The sequence below is a fragment of the Dolichospermum sp. UHCC 0259 genome, assembly GCF_009711935.1.
GTDB lineage: Bacteria > Cyanobacteriota > Cyanobacteriia > Cyanobacteriales > Nostocaceae > Dolichospermum.
In genome coordinates this window covers 13,601-29,744 of sequence record NZ_VIKX01000181.1, presented here as the reverse complement: position 1 = coordinate 29,744, position 16,144 = coordinate 13,601, and the positions used below count along the sequence as shown (strand labels likewise).

15 protein-coding genes and 1 tRNA gene are annotated in these 16,144 nt (G+C 37.6%); 12 read left to right on the top strand and 4 right to left on the bottom strand.

Translation table 11 applies throughout. The annotated features are described in order from the left end of the window. Positions 1–24 precede the first annotated feature (24 nt). Positions 25–888 (bottom strand): oxaloacetate decarboxylase, encoded by an 864-nt coding sequence (locus tag FJR05_RS14120; protein WP_168644685.1) that lies wholly within the window; start codon positions 886–888, stop codon positions 25–27. A gap of 168 nt (positions 889–1,056) precedes the next feature. On the opposite strand from FJR05_RS14120, the gene FJR05_RS14115 reads away from it, so the two are divergent. From FJR05_RS14115 to hisS, 3 genes are all read left to right on the top strand, one after another. Next, positions 1,057–2,478: an aldehyde dehydrogenase family protein gene (locus FJR05_RS14115; protein WP_168644684.1), complete on the top strand. Its 1,422-nt coding sequence runs from the start codon at positions 1,057–1,059 to the stop codon at positions 2,476–2,478. Between the two features lie 82 nt (positions 2,479–2,560). Continuing rightward, positions 2,561–3,007, top strand: a complete 447-nt coding sequence (locus FJR05_RS14110) for a DUF3598 family protein (RefSeq protein ID WP_168644683.1) — start codon at positions 2,561–2,563, stop codon at positions 3,005–3,007. 39 nt (positions 3,008–3,046) lie between these two features. Next, positions 3,047–4,435, top strand: coding sequence for a histidine--tRNA ligase (gene hisS / locus FJR05_RS14105; protein WP_168644682.1), 1,389 nt, complete (start codon positions 3,047–3,049; stop codon positions 4,433–4,435). 159 nt (positions 4,436–4,594) lie between these two features. Here hisS and FJR05_RS14100 read toward each other — a convergent pair whose 3' ends face one another. Next, entirely contained in the window at positions 4,595–5,473 is an 879-nt protein-coding gene (locus FJR05_RS14100) for an AAA family ATPase (RefSeq protein ID WP_168644681.1), read from the bottom strand. Between the two features lie 164 nt (positions 5,474–5,637). Here FJR05_RS14100 and FJR05_RS14095 point away from each other — a divergent pair, with 164 nt between their 5' ends. Beyond that, positions 5,638–6,036 carry a nuclear transport factor 2 family protein gene (locus FJR05_RS14095; protein WP_168644680.1) on the top strand — a complete coding sequence of 133 codons (399 nt, stop codon included), beginning with the start codon at positions 5,638–5,640 and terminating at the stop codon, positions 6,034–6,036. A gap of 86 nt (positions 6,037–6,122) precedes the next feature. Here FJR05_RS14095 and FJR05_RS14090 read toward each other — a convergent pair whose 3' ends face one another. Together FJR05_RS14090 and FJR05_RS14085 are read right to left on the bottom strand one after the other, a co-directional pair. Further along, entirely contained in the window at positions 6,123–6,452 is a 330-nt protein-coding gene (locus FJR05_RS14090) for a YnfA family protein (RefSeq protein ID WP_371416892.1), read from the bottom strand. Next, positions 6,449–8,248 (bottom strand): aspartate kinase, encoded by a 1,800-nt coding sequence (locus FJR05_RS14085; RefSeq protein WP_168644679.1) that lies wholly within the window; start codon positions 8,246–8,248, stop codon positions 6,449–6,451. Before FJR05_RS14085 ends, FJR05_RS14090 begins: the two co-directional genes overlap by 4 nt. A gap of 548 nt (positions 8,249–8,796) precedes the next feature. Between FJR05_RS14085 and pstS the strand changes: the two genes are divergently transcribed. From pstS to FJR05_RS14045, 8 genes are all read left to right on the top strand, one after another. Further along, on the top strand, positions 8,797–9,837 hold the full coding sequence (gene pstS, locus FJR05_RS14080; RefSeq protein WP_168644678.1) for a phosphate ABC transporter substrate-binding protein PstS: 1,041 nt from the start codon (positions 8,797–8,799) through the stop codon (positions 9,835–9,837). Positions 9,838–9,998: 161 nt separating this feature from the next. Next, entirely contained in the window at positions 9,999–10,988 is a 990-nt protein-coding gene (pstC, locus tag FJR05_RS14075; protein WP_168644677.1) for a phosphate ABC transporter permease subunit PstC, read from the top strand. Positions 10,989–11,150: 162 nt separating this feature from the next. Further along, positions 11,151–12,023 (top strand): phosphate ABC transporter permease PstA, encoded by an 873-nt coding sequence (gene pstA, locus FJR05_RS14070; protein ID WP_168644676.1) that lies wholly within the window; start codon positions 11,151–11,153, stop codon positions 12,021–12,023. A 38-nt stretch (positions 12,024–12,061) separates the two neighbouring features. Continuing rightward, on the top strand, positions 12,062–12,841 hold the full coding sequence (pstB, locus tag FJR05_RS14065; protein ID WP_168644675.1) for a phosphate ABC transporter ATP-binding protein PstB: 780 nt from the start codon (positions 12,062–12,064) through the stop codon (positions 12,839–12,841). 78 nt (positions 12,842–12,919) lie between these two features. Next, positions 12,920–13,516, top strand: a complete 597-nt coding sequence (locus FJR05_RS14060; RefSeq protein WP_168644674.1) for a chromophore lyase CpcT/CpeT — start codon at positions 12,920–12,922, stop codon at positions 13,514–13,516. 121 nt (positions 13,517–13,637) lie between these two features. Next, positions 13,638–13,709, top strand: a tRNA-Cys gene (locus FJR05_RS14055). Between the two features lie 277 nt (positions 13,710–13,986). Then, complete coding sequence (locus tag FJR05_RS14050; RefSeq protein ID WP_168633794.1) at positions 13,987–14,352, top strand: CU044_2847 family protein; 366 nt, start codon at positions 13,987–13,989, stop codon at positions 14,350–14,352. Between the two features lie 5 nt (positions 14,353–14,357). Further along, positions 14,358–16,142 carry a trypsin-like peptidase domain-containing protein gene (locus FJR05_RS14045; RefSeq protein ID WP_168633795.1) on the top strand — a complete coding sequence of 595 codons (1,785 nt, stop codon included), beginning with the start codon at positions 14,358–14,360 and terminating at the stop codon, positions 16,140–16,142. Positions 16,143–16,144 lie beyond the last annotated feature (2 nt).

Sequence of the window (16,144 nt, the reverse complement as noted above, 5' to 3'; positions counted from 1 at the left end):
ACGGAAGCGATCGCTTGCTAATATTCATTCCTTATACTCCTTCTCCACAGCTAAATATTGCGGCACATTCATCAATTCTTGAAAATCCTGAAAATTCATCAAACCAGATAAATTATCAGTCCTTCCTTGTTTCTTCAAATGACGAAAACAAACACTCATTACCTCAGTTACAGCCATAAGTGCAGTTAGAGGAAAAAAGACAATTTTAAAACCTAAATTCTGTAATTCAATAGGAGAAATAGCCGGAGTTTTCCCACCTTCAACAATATTTGCTACCAATGGCACATTAGGAAAAGCAGCAGCTATAATTTCCAACTCTGTCACAGATTGAGGCGCTTCCACAAATAAGACATCTGCACCAGCATTGATGTATGATTGACCACGACTAATAGCTTCCTCCAACCCCAAAGGCGCACGGGCATCAGTTCGGGCTATAATGACCAAACCACTATCACCCCTTGCTTCCACCGCAGCCCGGATTTTTCCCGCGTGTTCAGTCATCGAAATTACCCGTTTACCGGCAAAATGTCCGCATTTCTTCGGCCATTCTTGGTCTTCTAAAATTATCCCAGCTAACCCCAACTGCACCGCATCTTTCACAGTCCGCATCACATTTAAAGCATTACCGTAACCTGTATCACAATCAGCAATTAAGGGTATATTAATTGACTGAGCTATTCGACCGACAGTGGATAAATTTTCCGTAGCAGTGAGAAAACCATAATCAGGTAAACCCAAAGTAGAAGCAGCAATCCCAAAACCACTGGTAGCAGCAACATCAAAACCCGCCTTTTCTACCAATTTTGCACTCAAACAATCATAAACACCAGGAATCACAATAATTTCAGGACGTGCCAGTAATTCGCGCAGTTTTTGAGCAGCAGACATACAAATAACTCTAAATGGACTATTTTGAGAATACAATAAATACTGTAAAAACGTTTTCGGAAACTTACAGAAATTTCTCTGTACTTCTTCCTTTGCGTCTTTGCTCCTTTGTACCTTTGCGCGAAATAAAATTAAATATTTTTAAGTTCACATTTAAATTAATCACAAATGAGTAAACCAATAGAAGTCCGCAACCCCCGCACAGGTAAATTTGATTATGTCATTGTTCCACCACCACCAAAATTACTTTCCCAACAATGTCACCGGTTGCGAAGAGGACAAATTATATGGCAAAAATTAGGAATTGAAGGCAGAATTGCTGCCTTAAAAGCATGGAAAAAAGCTATATTATCAGACCGAACACAACTAACAGAAGCTTTAGTTAGTGATACTGGAAGATTATCAACATCAGTGACAGAAGTAGATTCTTTTATTTCTAGTATTGATAAATGGTGTAATTTAGCTCCACAATTAATACAAGGAACAGCAAAAAATACATCTATTCCTTTTATTGCTTTACAACAAATGGCTGTTCCTTATCCTTTAGTGGGCGTAATTAGTCCTTGGAATTTTCCCCTATTGTTATCTACAATTGATACAATTCCAGCTTTATTAGCGGGTTGTGCCGTAATAGTTAAACCCAGTGAAATCACTCCCCGTTTTGTTGCACCCTTGATGACTACAATAAATACGATTCCTCAATTACGTGATGTCTTAAACTTTGTTGAAGGAGCAGGACAAACAGGAGCAGATTTAATAGAAGATGTAGATTTAATTTGTTTTACAGGTAGTCTAGAAACTGGGCGTTTAGTGGCAGAAGCAGCAGCCCAAAAATTCATTCCTGCTTTCTTAGAATTAGGTGGAAAAGATCCAGCTATTGTTTTAGAATCGGCAGATTTAGATTTAGCAACCTCAGCAATTTTATGGAGTTCTGTTGTGAATTCTGGACAGTCCTGCTCATCAATTGAAAGAATTTATGTTGCTGAATCTATATTTGAAGAATTTTATCATCAATTAGTCACTAAAGCTCATGAATTGAAATTAGCATATCCAACTATTGAAAGTGGTGAAATTGAGCCAATTATTTGTGAAAAACAAGCAGCTATTATTAATGATCATCTGCTAGATGCAGTTTCTAAAGGGGCAGTAATTCACTGTGGTGGTAAAGTAGAAGAATTAGGTGGAGGTTGGTGGTGTCGTCCTACGGTTATGACTGAAGTTAACCATTCTATGAAAGTAATGACTGAAGAAACATTTGGTCCAATTATGCCGATTATGCCTTTTGCTAATATAGAGGAAGCGATAAATTTAGCTAATGATTCTATTTATGGATTAAGTGCTGCTATATTTTCTGAATCAGAAGAGTTAGCGTTAGAAATTGGTATGCAAATAGATGTAGGTGCGATTAGTATTAATGATGCAGGTTTAACAGCTATGATGCACGAAGGAGAGAAAAACTCCTTTAAATTTTCTGGTTTGGGAGGTTCACGCATGGGTAAAGCTGCCTTTAAACGCTTTATGCGAAAAAAAGCTTTTTTGATTAAAACTAACACGGATAAAGACCCTTGGTGGTTTAATAATGAAGAGTAGGGATTTGGAAAGTGGGTAAAAGTTTTTCCCAATTACCAATTACCAATTACCAATTACCAATTACCAATTACTAAAATATCTTATGTCTAATATTCGTTTAGAAATGCCTGTTTTAGCTCGTCATGAGGGTGAGTGGTCGGGGAATTATACAGTAGTTGATATTACAGGTAAAATTATTGATCAACATAATTCTTATCTGAGTTGTCAATTTCCCGAAAATAGTCCCTTTTCTTATCATCAAATTAATCGTTATACTTGGTCTAATGGTAAAGAAGAAGAACATCAATTTCCAGGGATATATCAAGATAAAAAACTTTGGTTTGATACAGAACGTATTCAAGGCAAAGCTTGGGAAGTTGATGATTTCAGCGTTATTTTATGGTTTGGTTATAAACAATTTCCAGATTTATATTTGTATGAAATGATTCAGATTAGTCCTGACAATAATCATCGCGCTCGAACTTGGCATTGGTTTAAAAATCATCAAATTTACCAACGCACTTTAATTCAAGAAGAAAGGGTAAAATAGTAAATCTGTGGTTAATTTCCCATTTATTAAGGTAAAAACATGACTAAAAGTGACAAAATTAACTTTTCTACTCCTAGCGGTTTTCCCGAATTTCTTCCTAGCGAAAAGCGTCTTGAAGTGTATTTACTAGATATTATTCGCAAAGTTTTTGAAAGTTATGGTTTTACACCCATTGAAACTCCAGCGGTGGAAAGGTTAGAAGTTCTACAAGCTAAAGGTAATCAAGGTGACAATATTATTTATGGTATTGAGCCAATTTTACCACCAAATCGCCAAGCCGAAAAGGATAAATCTGGAGAAACTGGTTCAGAAGCAAGAGCTTTGAAATTTGATCAAACTGTTCCTTTTGCTGCTTATATTGCCCGTCACTTAAATGAATTAACTTTTCCTTTTGCTCGTTATCAAATGGATATGGTATTTCGGGGTGAACGGGCAAAAGATGGACGGTTTCGGCAGTTTCGACAATGTGATATTGATGTAGTTGCTCGTGGTAAATTGAGTTTACTTTATGATGCCCAAATGCCGGCAATTATCACGGAAATATTTGAAAAGATTAATATTGGTGATTTTGTCATTCGCATTAATAACAGAAAAATACTCACAGGTTTTTTCCAATCAGTAGGAGTTGCTGAAAACCAAATTAAAACCTGTATTAGTATTATTGATAATTTGGACAAAATTGGTAAAGCCAAAGTTAAACAAGAGTTAGAAAAAGCTGGCATTTCTTCAGAACAAACAGAGAAAATTATTGAGTTTATTAAAATTGACGGTAGCACTAATCATATTTTGAATAAACTCAAAAATCTGGCTGAGAATTTGCCGGAAGCCGAACAATTTAATTTAGGCGTTACAGAATTAGAAACTGTAATTAAAGGAGTGCGAGATTTAGGAGTTGCTAATAGACGTTTCTGTATTGATTTATCTATTGCTCGTGGTTTAAATTATTATACTGGAACAGTTTATGAAACTACTTTATTAGGTCATTCAGCTTTGGGGAGTATTTGTTCTGGTGGTAGATACGAAGAATTAGTGGGAATGTTTATCGGGGAAAAAATGCCCGGTGTGGGTATTTCTATTGGTTTAACTCGGTTAATTAGTCGGTTGTTAAAAGCGGGTATTTTGAATACTTTATCTGCCACACCTACCCAAGTTGTAGTAGTGAATATGCAAGAGGATTTAATGTCTGTTTATTTACAAGTATCTCAACAGTTGCGGCAAGCGGGAATTAATGTTGTAACTAACTTTGAAAAACGCCCTTTAGGTAAACAATTTCAAGCCGCAGATAAACAGGGAATTAGATTTTGTGTAATTATTGGTGCTGATGAAGCACTAGCGCAAAAATCATCATTAAAGGATTTACAAAGTGGTGAACAAATAGAAGTAGCTTTAGCAGATTTACCAGCGGAAGTTAAACGCAGACTGGGATAATTTTAATTACCACGCTATAGTGGTTATCGTTCGGACGTAATACAATTGAGGGCGGGGAAACCCCGCCCCTACAGGTTTTACGATTTGCTGATTGTATCTCACTCAAGTGCATACCGCTATATTGGCGTGGTAAATTATCAAAAACTGGGAAATATAGCTTCAGAACTTAGCAGTTGCTAATAATTCATCTACTGCCATACAAGCTTTTTTCCAACGTTGTTCCCAGTCGCCATTAATGATAATATAGGGTCTATGATGTGATTCTAAGGCTTGAATGCAGCGATCGCGGAATTCTTCTCGATAGTTAGGCAAACAACGCTGTGTATCATCTACCCAAGGCACATCTACATCTAGCAGTAGATATAAATCATACTTTCGGCGATTACCTTCATCTTCAATCCACTGAGGACATTTACCAAACAGGACATGACTCCAAATCGTCGTTGTAATCAAGTCTGTATCACAAAATATTACCTTATTTGCCTGTCGCACCAAAGCATCTTCAGCAGCCATTTGTCCCCTAGCAATCAAAGGAATATCTGTAAAATCACAGTGACCACCTTTAAAATCTAACAATCCTCGCGCATATTCGCTCACATAAACAGTATTGTAATAATTAGCTAAATTTTGCGTCAGTGTTGATTTACCAGTAGATTCCGGTCCAAAAATGCAAACACGACGGGCAAAATAAGGGCGGACACAATCTGGGAGATAATGCCAATTCTCAAGGGGATTTTGCCGCATCTGAGTACCGGAAATAGGCACTAAACTCCTAGCCTGATCTACAGGAATATAACTTGCTCCCAAAATTTCTGCCAACTGCCAACCATAATTTTCCGAAGCAAAAACATAATCTGGACCATTAGGTAATACCCGACGAATACTGTCATACCAAATCTGCCAAAAATCAGGATGATCCTTTGGTTCTTGGGGATTTTCATCAGTGACATGAACAACATTAACATCAGGAAACATTTCCCTCATCCAGCGGTAGCGCAAATCTCCAGGAATAGGTTCTGATTGAATAGAACAAACCAAAACTGTTAAATTATCAACGTAATTGCGGGCAAAATCTACAAGAGATTTTTAGTGTGACAATTGCGTAAGTCTTAATTATTTTTCGGTGACTTAATTGATCTAAAATATTGTAAATCTAAATGGCAGCAAATTTTAAATTTACTCTGAATCAGGATAATTAAGAGATGACGACACAATCAGAACGCACTTTAAATGTCGCTAATCAGGCATTTGGGTATTTTGTACAAGGTTTAGAAACTGGTAATTGGCAAGCATTTTTAGATATGCTGACAGATGATTTTACCTTTTGGTTTCCTATGGGAAAATTTCACGGTTTAAATGTAGGTAAAGAACGAGCGAAGGAGTTTTTTGAATATGTTTCTGAATCCTTTCAATCAGGAATTAAGATTACCTCTTTAGACAGTATTACTAGCAATGAAAAAACAGTGATTTTTGAATTTCGGGATGAAGGTAACTTATTTGGTAATCCTTATAAAAATCGAGTTGCAGTTGCTTTTGATATTCGAGATGATCAAGTTTGTGCCTATCGAGAATACTTTGGTAGTGATGGTAAATCCTATTAATAAGAGATAAAACAGCACAGCATCATAAAATTCATTAATTCATCCGCGTTTATCTGCGTTCATCTGCGTTTAATTATTTTCTTTATTTATCTATGTGAACCGAATAAAATAATCACTGTTCCCAAAAGGGAAATTATCACACCTGATAAATCCCATTTATTCGGTTTTACTCCTTCAAATAGCCATAACCACAGCAAAGATGAAAGGATATAAATTCCGCCATAGGCAGCATAAACCCTGCCAGCATTATCGGCATCAACTTTAGTTAGGGACACAGCAAAGATGATCAAAGCAAAAATTCCCGGAATTACCCAAAAGATGCTTTTTCCTACTCTTAACCATGCCCAAAAACTGTAGCAACCGGAGATTTCTGCAAATGCTGCAATTAGGAGAAAAATCAAACTGGATATGTTCACGCTGGAACTACAAATTTTTCACTTCCAGCTAAATCAAAAGCTGAGTGAATAACTTGTAATGCTTTGACACCTTCATCCTGTCCGACAACACAACTAATTTTAATTTCTGAAGTGGCTATCATTTGAATATTGATGTGATTTTTAGCTAAAGCTGTGAACATTTTAGCGGCTATGCCCGGTTGTCCTACCATTCCAGAACCAACGATACTAACTTTAGCGATCGCCTGATCCAATACTACCTCACCCCAACCAAATTCTTTGGCAACTTCTTTTAATTTTTGTTGGGCGTTTTCTGCATCCATTCTCGCTACAGTAAAAGCAATATCTCGACTAGGAACACCATCTATTATGCGACAGCGTTGGGATTGAATAATCATATCTACACTGATGTTATATTCTGCCAAAAATCCAAACAATTTAGCAGCCATGCCCGCACGATTTGGTACTTGCCGAATCGCAATTCGGGCTTGATTCATATCTAAAGCAACACCACGCACAGCAGGGGCTTTAGTCGGAGCAGGGGTGAGGGAAGTAGAAGAAAAGTTGATTTCAAAAGTATGACACAAAGCAGCGATCGCGCGATCGCAATCCGCAATATCCACAACACAACTCACCTTAACTTCACTAGTAGAAATCATCTGAATATTCACACCAGCTTCAGCCAAAGTTGTAAACATCTGCGCTGCTACCCCCGGACGACCAATCATTCCCGCCCCCACAATACTCACTTTCGCAGTATCTTTTTCTACCATCACTTCCGCTTCATCAGAAGTGTGCTGACTTTTAAATATCGGTGCTATAGCCAATGATACTGCTTCCGCCCGTTTTAATATTGAAGTATTTACTGTAAAAGCAATGTCGTTAGTATTACCCTCATGAATAGACTGAATAATTAAATCCACATCAACATTTTCCTGGGAAATTTGCCCAAATAACTGGGCTGCTACCCCTGGTCTATCAGGAACACGCAATAAAGCCACCTTAGCTTGTTGAATATCAAACTCTACAGCATCCACAGGCCGTGCCAATTCTAAATTTACTAACGCTCGATCTTGCCTGGAAGGCGTTGTTACCCAAGTTCCGGGCTGATCCGTCCAACTTGACCGCACCACGAGGGGAACGCCATAATTGCGGGCAATTTCCACAGCCCTGGGATGTAATACCTTCGCCCCTAAACTAGCCAATTCCAGCATTTCATCACTGGTGATTTCGGTCAATAATTGGGCTTCAGGAACAAGACGCGGATCTGTAGTTAAAATTCCTGGGACATCTGTATAAATTTCACAAAAATCCGCACCGATAGCGGCGGCTATGGCGACTGCGGAAGTATCAGAACCACCACGTCCCAAAGTAGTAATTTCTAATTCTTCTGTACTGCTAATTCCTTGAAAACCAGCAACCACAACCACTTTACCGCCATTGATTTGCCGCATTAAGCGTTCAGTTTCAATATGTAAAATCCGAGCGCGGCTGTGTTCTGCTTCGGTAACAATGCCTACCTGAGCGCCAGTCATGGAAATTGCTGGTTGACCAATTTCCTGCAATGCCATACTCAGTAAAGCAATGGTAACTTGCTCTCCCGTAGAAAGCAGCATATCCATTTCCCGACGACTAGGAGTTTTAGAGATATCATTAGCTAGTTTAACTAACCCATCAGTAGTTTTACCCATTGCGGAAACCACTACTACAACAGAGTTTCCAGCTTTGACAGTTTTTTCAACCCGCGTTGCCACAGCTTGAATCCGTTCGACTGAACCTACAGATGTACCACCGTATTTTTGAACTATAAGCGCCATAAAATTCTCTTTAATCACTTGTTTTGCCACAGTCAGGGTCGTCATGACTATGAAAAACCCTAAAAGTGCCAGTTTAGATTACCAAAAAAAATACATCCGTTAGCAATATCAGACTTTGATTTTAATCACAAATTAACCATTAACATGAATTATCTTAACCAATTTATACACCTTTTTTGTTTATTGTAGTTAAGGATAAAAAAGTATTTTTATGCAAATAAATAAATACTAATCCGCTCAAACATGGCAAAATAATACCACTTATTCCTAGCAGACTGTTTATTTACATGACACTGCTAGGATATTTTATAGGAGAGGAGTCAGGAGTCAGGAGTCAGGAGTCAGGAGTCAGGAGTCAGGAGTCAGGATGAAGGATAAATTCTGTGGGAGTTGAGTTCTTATTCAAAAAATGATACTTAAAATTAAAGGTTTAAATTTAATTTAAACAGCTTTTGCTGTATTCTTAATCTCTTCTTAACTATTTAATATCAAATTCATACCAGGATGTAATTCCCTAAGTAAGTATTTCTAAAAACTTAAGAGGCAGTATGACTTTTTTATCCACCATTTTGAATCGCGTTGTTGCCACTTCAGTCATAACCGGGGCTGTTGCATTGAGTCCAATGTTGAGTGCGATCGCCCAAGCTCAAACTTTAAACGGGGCTGGAGCAACCTTTCCTGCTCCTCTATACGAACGTTATGCTCGTGAAATTAGAAAGAAGCACCCCGAAATGAAAGTTAACTACCAATCCATTGGTAGTGGTGGTGGTATTCGTCAAACCATTGCGGGAACAGTTGACTTTGGTGCTAGTGACGCAGCGATGAAAGATGATGAAATCGCTAAAGTTAAGAATGGTGTGATCTTAGTACCCACTGCTGGTGGTGCCGTTTCCGTTGTTTATAATTTACCTGGTGTCAACAAACTGAGATTATCTCGCGCCACATTACCAGCCATTTTCTCTGGACAAATTAAAAACTGGAATGATGCGAAAATTAAAGCAGATAACCCCGGTGTAAACCTACCAAGCAACCCAATTAGATTTGCAGTTCGCGCTGATGGTAGTGGCACAACATTCATTTTTACCAACCATTTAAGTTCTATTAGTGGTTATTTCAAAGGCAGAATTGGAGCTAACACCGCTCCCAAATGGACTTTACCAAACGTTCTCAGAGGTAAAGGTAATCCTGGCGTAGCAGCTTTAGTGAGAAGCACCCCTGGAGCTATTGGTTATGTTGAATATGACTACGCTACTAAAAACAACCTTAAATCAGCGGAACTACAAAATAAGAAAGGAGAATTTGTTGCTCCTTCTTTAGCAACTGCTAACTTAGCTTTATCAGCAGTGAGATTCCCTGATAACTACCGTGTATTTGTTGGAGATCCAGGACAAGGTTATCCCATTGTTGGTTTAACATGGATGATGGTTTACAAACAGTATTCCACTCCTGCTAAAGCTGAAGCTGTGAAGAAGTGGATTAACTGGGTACTCACAGATGGTCAACAGTATAATGATGACCTCAACTACACCAAAATTCCTGGTGATGTTGTGAAACGTGTTTTACAAACAGTAAATAGCACCGTTAAGTAATTTTCACGCCAGCAGTCAGCCGTCATTTATCAGGTTTCAATATTGAAATGTAGGTAATTAAAACTTGCTTTTATTTACTTGACCATTTCTATTTGTAGCTGGTTCATGATGGTTGAACGCTTATATCTAATGTACCCGATTTCATAAACTTTTTATTGATCATGGCTAATTCATCTGAATCTCAGAATAATTCACTAAGTTTAAGTGATGGCAATATTGATTTAACATCCACAGGTGGCTTTAATTTCTGGTTGGATAAAGGATTTACATGGTTAGTGTATCTTTTCTCTGGGATTACTGTAGCCATCCTCTTTGTCATGACATGGGTGATTTTCAAGCAAGCAGAACCAGCTATTGATAAATTTGGACTGGGCTTTGTGTGGGGTCAAGACTGGGATACAGGGAATCAGATTTTTGGGGCATTACCTTATATTTATGGAACTTTAGTCAGTAGTGCGATCGCTCTTGTATTAACTATACCCATAGGCATATCCATAGCCCTAGTTACCAGTGAAGACTTTTTACCAAATTCAGTCAAAAGCACCATAGCCTTTGTCATCGAATTAATCGCCGCTATCCCCAGCGTAATTGTTGGTTTATGGGGAATTTTCATGTTTATTCCCTTCATTACACCCATAGAAAAATGGTTAGGTAGCACATTAGGGTTTATCCCCCTATTTAACACACAAGACCCCGCCGGCAACAATATGTTAACAGCCGGGATTGTTCTCGCCATTATGACCTTACCCGCAATGGCAGCCATTTCTCGTGACGTTTTAATGGTTATTCCTAAAGAGTTACGTAGCTCATCTATGGCTTTAGGAGGAACTCGTTGGGAAACAGTTTTTCGAGTTTTATTGCCAGCCGCATTTTCTGGGATCATTAGTGCAACAATGCTATCTCTTGGTAGGGCTTTAGGAGAAACAATGGCTGTCACAATGCTTATCGGTAACTCCGCCCAAATTAGTATATCCCTTTTAGATCCAGCATATAACATCCCCGCAGTCTTAGCCAATGAATTTGCCGAAGCTGAAGCGGGATTACATATTGGCGCATTAAGCTACTTAGGTCTGATTCTGTTTGCATTAACACTAGCTATAAATATTGCGGCTGTATTAATAGTGGAATGGGTTGGCAAAAAGAATAGATAACAGGAGTCAGGAGTCAGGAGTCAGGAGTCAGGAGTCAGGAAGAAGAAAGAAGGAGTAAAAGTTTCTTACTGTTGTAAGACTTTCTTGGTAAATTTTATTCCTCATTCCCGTGTATAACTTGACAGCCAATTCAAAATCTAAAATCTAAAATCTAAAATTAACATGAGTGCTTATCCAAATTTAGAAACAGATCAAGCCGCAGCGGCTTCATTATCTCAGCCCTTATCTACGAGTAGACAATTATTCACATACTCAATGAACGGGCTTGCCTTCAGTATGAGTATTTTAGCACTGTTGCCATTATTATCCATATTGTGGGAAATTATGTCACGGGGGGCTTCTGGCTTCAAACTAGAGATGTTATTCCAACCATTAATTGAAAATGGGTTTGCTAATGCTATTCTTGGTACTATACTTATGGTATGTATCGGTGCATTACTCAGTATTCCTGTGGGTGTAATTACAGGAATTTTCTTAGCAGAATTTAGTCAAACCAACCCATTTACTCAGTATGTGCGGTTTATTACTAGCATTCTGACAGGTGTTCCCTCCATTATTGTTGGGATGTTCGCCTATGGTGTAATTGTTTTATTAACTAAGGGATTTAGTGCCATTGCTGGTGGTTTTGCCTTATCTGTAATCATGCTACCCATGATAGTCTTGACAACAGAAGAGGCTTTAAAGTTAATTCCCGTTCCCCAACGTCTTGCATCCGCAGCTTTGGGAGGAACTCGTTTTCAAACCACCTTTCGTGTTATTGTTAGTTCGGCCATCCCAGGAATTACTACGGGGATTTCCCTAGCTATAGCTCGAGCTTCTGGCGAAACAGCACCACTACTTTTTACCGCCTTATTTAGTCAAAATTGGTCTGATGGTTTATTAAGTCCTACTGCTTCCTTATCAGTATTGATTTTTAACCTTTATAACAATCCTGATCCAGCCGTAAATCAATTAGTATGGACAACGGCCATCATTCTCCTGACTTTAGTTTTGTTTTTCAGCTTGCTGTCTCGCGTAATTGCTAAGAAAAGATAAGGTCAACTAAAAAATTTTCTTTCCTACTTTAGTCAATCATGAGTAACTTAACTACTGCCATCCAAGTCAAGAATCTTAGCTTTTACTACGGAAACTATAAAGCTATTGAAGGAATATCATTAGATATCTATAAAAATCAAGTTACTGCATTAATTGGCCCTAGCGGTTGCGGTAAATCTACATTCATTAAAACCATTAATCGGATTAGTGAATTGGAAGGAAAAGTCAAAGTTGAAGGTCGGATAGAGTTTTTTGGTCAAAATATCTACGATCCAAAGATTAATATTAATCGTCTGCGTCGAGAAATTGGCATGGTATTCCAAAAACCCAATCCTTTCCCCATGAGCATTTATGAAAATGTGGCTTATGGTGTGAGAATTGCTGGTAAATCTCCAAAAGTAGTATTAGATGAAATTGTCGAATCTGCACTTAAAGGTGCAGCTTTGTGGGATGAAGTCAAAGATAAACTTCATCGGTCTGCTATAGGTCTTTCCGGTGGACAACAACAACGTCTCTGTATTGCTAGGGCTTTAGCTGTTAAACCCAAGGTACTACTAATGGATGAACCCTGTTCAGCCCTTGATCCACTTGCGACAATGAAAGTCGAAGAATTAATTCACCAATTGCGAAAAGAATTTACAATTGTGATTGTTACCCATAATATGCAGCAGGCAACTCGTGTTTCTGATTTTACTGCCTTTTTTAGCACCGACGAAAGCCGCATTGGTCAAATGGTGGAATTTGGGGAAACAGGTCAAATCTTTCGGAATCCTTTAGATACTCGCACCCATGACTATGTATCTGGACGATTTGGTTAACCACAACACCTAACGCGTAGTTTGAGAGTCATCAGGATTTAAAATTAATAGCATTCCTATTCCCAAATCCGAATTAGTATGACTCATTCTACAGATATTGCCACCTTAGCTCGTTGGATGGCGGCTGATTTTAGCAATCAAGCCCAGGTTTTTGAGAATCCGGCTTTTTTTGCCCATATTCGTGTATGTATGCGTCCCCTCCATTGGGGGGTGTTGTCAGGGGTAAGTTTGTTTGTGGAACAAGCTTATGACTATATGCTGAATAAACCCTATCGCGTCCGGGTATTACATCTGACGACGGTGGGGGATAGAATCCATATTGAAAACTATACTGTCAAAGATGAAAAAGATTTTTACGGTGCTTCCCGTGATTTAGTTCGATTGCAGACTTTAACGAGCGATCGCTTGGAAAGACTCTGTGGTTGTAACATGATTGTAGAGTGGACTGGGAACAAATTCCAAGGCACAGTCGAACCAGGAAAAGGCTGCATTGTCATCCGTGACGGGCAAAGAACCTATTTAGATAGTGATTTTGAACTTGATGGTCAACAGTTCATCAGCCGCGACAGAGGGCGAAATCCTGACACCGATGAGCATATCTGGGGGTCTGTTGCTGGTCCATTTTACTTTGCGCGCTGGGCGAATTTTGCTGAAGAAGTGAAGTTAAATCCCTAAGATCCATTGGAGGACAGGCTTTTTGTCTGTCCAGTTAAGTAAAAACATGAATCTTCAAAAAAATTTCTCCTAGATGGTGCAAATTGGGAAAAATGGTGCTACTATTAGTAATTGTGGGCGCGGCGACATAGCCAAGTGGTAAGGCAGAGGTCTGCAAAACCTCCATCCCCCGGTTCAAATCCGGGTGTCGCCTTTGAGAAAACAGCTAAAACTAATATTTTAGATAGTCAGATAAGGGACGGGTTTAATACTCGTCCCTAATTTTTTTGGGATACTTTTGGGGTAAATTCGGCTAGTTTGGGATAACTGCAAAGTGTAATTATCCTGGAGTTATCCCTAAAAAAACTGATATGTAACTTACAATACACTAATTTACAAACTATTGCTAGTGCAGTTCTTTACTTTTCAAATATGCTGGTAATGTCGTATATTTGATATTGCATAGCCTAATTAACACTAATTTCAATAATATGGCAGAAAAAGTATTAGTTCCCTTCACCTTAGATGGTGGAACTATTTTAGTGGAAGTTGAAGCACCAGAAAAACCAAAAGAAGGAGGACGAGAGAGGGTTTCAAAGAATCATTCTGAAATCGTTTCTGACAAAGTTACAGAAGCAAAACAAACTTTTGCAGAAGCTATCCAGCAGATTAAACCAGTAGTTACGACTATTGCAGATCAATTCAAAGATTTGGATACTAAAGAAATGGAAGTAAAGTTTGGTGTGAAATTGTCTACTCAAGCAGGAGTGATTTTAACTTCTGTAGGTGGAGAAGTAAACTTTGAAATTACTGTGAAGTGGAGTAAGGAACAGAGTTCAAAACAACAGAGTTCATAGGTTCTATGTTACAGGAAAGTCAAGATAAGAGGTTTGAAAGTGCGATCGCTCGCATTTACTATAAAGATACCGAACAAGTTATTGGTGCTGGTTTTTTGGTAACTCAGCAGCATCTTCTGACCTGCGCTCATGTAGTTATGGATGCTTTAGGTATTAAGGAAGAAAAAGAATTACTAAATGAAGTTATCGAACTTGACTTTCCTTTTATTGCTCCTGGAACAATAATAAAAGCTAAGGTTGTATTTTGGCGTGGTTTAACAGGTAAAAAAGGAGAAGATATTGCTGGACTTGAATTACAAGATACTCCACCAAATTCCGCAAATCCCGTTCAACTAATTTCTACATTAGATTTGCAAAACCATAATTTTGAAATTTTTGGCTTTCCTGATGATTACGAAAAAGATGGTCGTTGGTCATTTGGTCAGATAACCAAAGAAAATACTCTTGGCTTAGTACAAATGCACACGCAAAATGGTTTTTTAGTTCAACCAGGATATAGTGGTTCTGGGGTGTGGGATACATCCTTACAAGCAGTAGTCGGAATGGTAGTCAGTAAAGATAATAGAGAAGATGCTAAAGCAGTATTTATGACTCCTACAACTCTGCTGCTTGAATCTTGGAGTTTTTTAAATCTGATTAATATTTTAAATGCTAATCTGGATACAGCTACTATTCAAACAGCTTATAAAGCCTGTTATTCATGGGGAAATCTACCAATCACAGTAGCAGATATTGTTAAAAATTTGTATGATCTGGATAAAAATTTAGATGGTAAAATAAAACAATTTAATCATAACGACAATACAGCACAATTTATCAAATATTTAATTACTAATTCTCAGATTCGTCAAACAAAGTTAGAAGATTTAAAAAAATGGGGAAGTGATAATATAGACAATTTTGATAACCTGATTAAAAATGTTAACCAACAATATCAAAATACTGATACTAAACAGGAATCATACATATTAATTAAAATAGAACCATTGACAACAAAATCAAGATCAAAAATCCCAAAATTTAAAATTAGTGGTGGTGTTATTCCTAATATTCAAAATTATATAAAACACCAAACAGGGTTTGAGTCAATTAAATTTTCTGATTCTCCTGATGATAGCTTTACACTCAAAGAAATTGAAAAAAACCTTTTTCTTTCATTATTCCAAAAAATTCCTTGTAAGTTAGAAAAGGATAAAAAATTTGTATTTTTTCTACCCCCACAATACCTTAATCATCCTGTTGAAACATGGGAAATTGATGATTTTGGAGATAGAATTCCTGTACGTCAGAGATATCCGGTGATGGTTCGTGACGTTACACGCTTAAACACAAACTATCTAAATGTTAAACAAAGCAATTGGATTGATAAATGGCAGCAATTAGAAAATATTACCTGCAATGATTTTCAAAAGCTACATGAATATAATGAAACAAGATTTTCTGTATTAATGAAGCAAGCAATTGGTGTTATACTAAATATTTTTGATGAGAATAAAAAAAATGATGCTGATAAAATTATTAAGATTTTTAGTTCATTGAAGAGTAATGTTGTTCCTATCGCTATCTGTCACAGAGATAAAATTACTTTAGAGCAACAAGAATATGAAATCAGAGCAAATAATGAGTTAAATTGCTATATTCATACATTACCTAATCATGTTCTGGAACAATATGAAAAATTCTTGCTTAATGACAACGACAATCAATATCTATTCGTAAATAATGTTTTTATCATTTACGAAAACCCTCACATTTTACCATTTAAAGCTGAAGCAATCATTATTAACTAGGT

Bases quoted from the DNA above. Each gene is read 5' to 3' on its own strand.
- FJR05_RS14120 (WP_168644685.1), bottom strand. From the start codon at position 888: ATGTCTGCTGCTCAAAAACTGCGCGAATTACTGGCACGTCCTGAAATT.
- FJR05_RS14115 (WP_168644684.1), top strand. From the start codon at position 1,057: ATGAGTAAACCAATAGAAGTCCGCAACCCCCGCACAGGTAAATTTGAT.
- FJR05_RS14110 (WP_168644683.1), top strand. From the start codon at position 2,561: ATGTCTAATATTCGTTTAGAAATGCCTGTTTTAGCTCGTCATGAGGGT.
- hisS (WP_168644682.1), top strand. From the start codon at position 3,047: ATGACTAAAAGTGACAAAATTAACTTTTCTACTCCTAGCGGTTTTCCC.
- FJR05_RS14095 (WP_168644680.1), top strand. From the start codon at position 5,638: ATGACGACACAATCAGAACGCACTTTAAATGTCGCTAATCAGGCATTT.
- FJR05_RS14085 (WP_168644679.1), bottom strand. From the start codon at position 8,248: ATGGCGCTTATAGTTCAAAAATACGGTGGTACATCTGTAGGTTCAGTC.
- pstS (WP_168644678.1), top strand. From the start codon at position 8,797: ATGACTTTTTTATCCACCATTTTGAATCGCGTTGTTGCCACTTCAGTC.
- pstC (WP_168644677.1), top strand. From the start codon at position 9,999: ATGGCTAATTCATCTGAATCTCAGAATAATTCACTAAGTTTAAGTGAT.
- pstA (WP_168644676.1), top strand. From the start codon at position 11,151: ATGAGTGCTTATCCAAATTTAGAAACAGATCAAGCCGCAGCGGCTTCA.
- pstB (WP_168644675.1), top strand. From the start codon at position 12,062: ATGAGTAACTTAACTACTGCCATCCAAGTCAAGAATCTTAGCTTTTAC.
- FJR05_RS14060 (WP_168644674.1), top strand. From the start codon at position 12,920: ATGACTCATTCTACAGATATTGCCACCTTAGCTCGTTGGATGGCGGCT.
- FJR05_RS14050 (WP_168633794.1), top strand. From the start codon at position 13,987: ATGGCAGAAAAAGTATTAGTTCCCTTCACCTTAGATGGTGGAACTATT.
- FJR05_RS14045 (WP_168633795.1), top strand. From the start codon at position 14,358: ATGTTACAGGAAAGTCAAGATAAGAGGTTTGAAAGTGCGATCGCTCGC.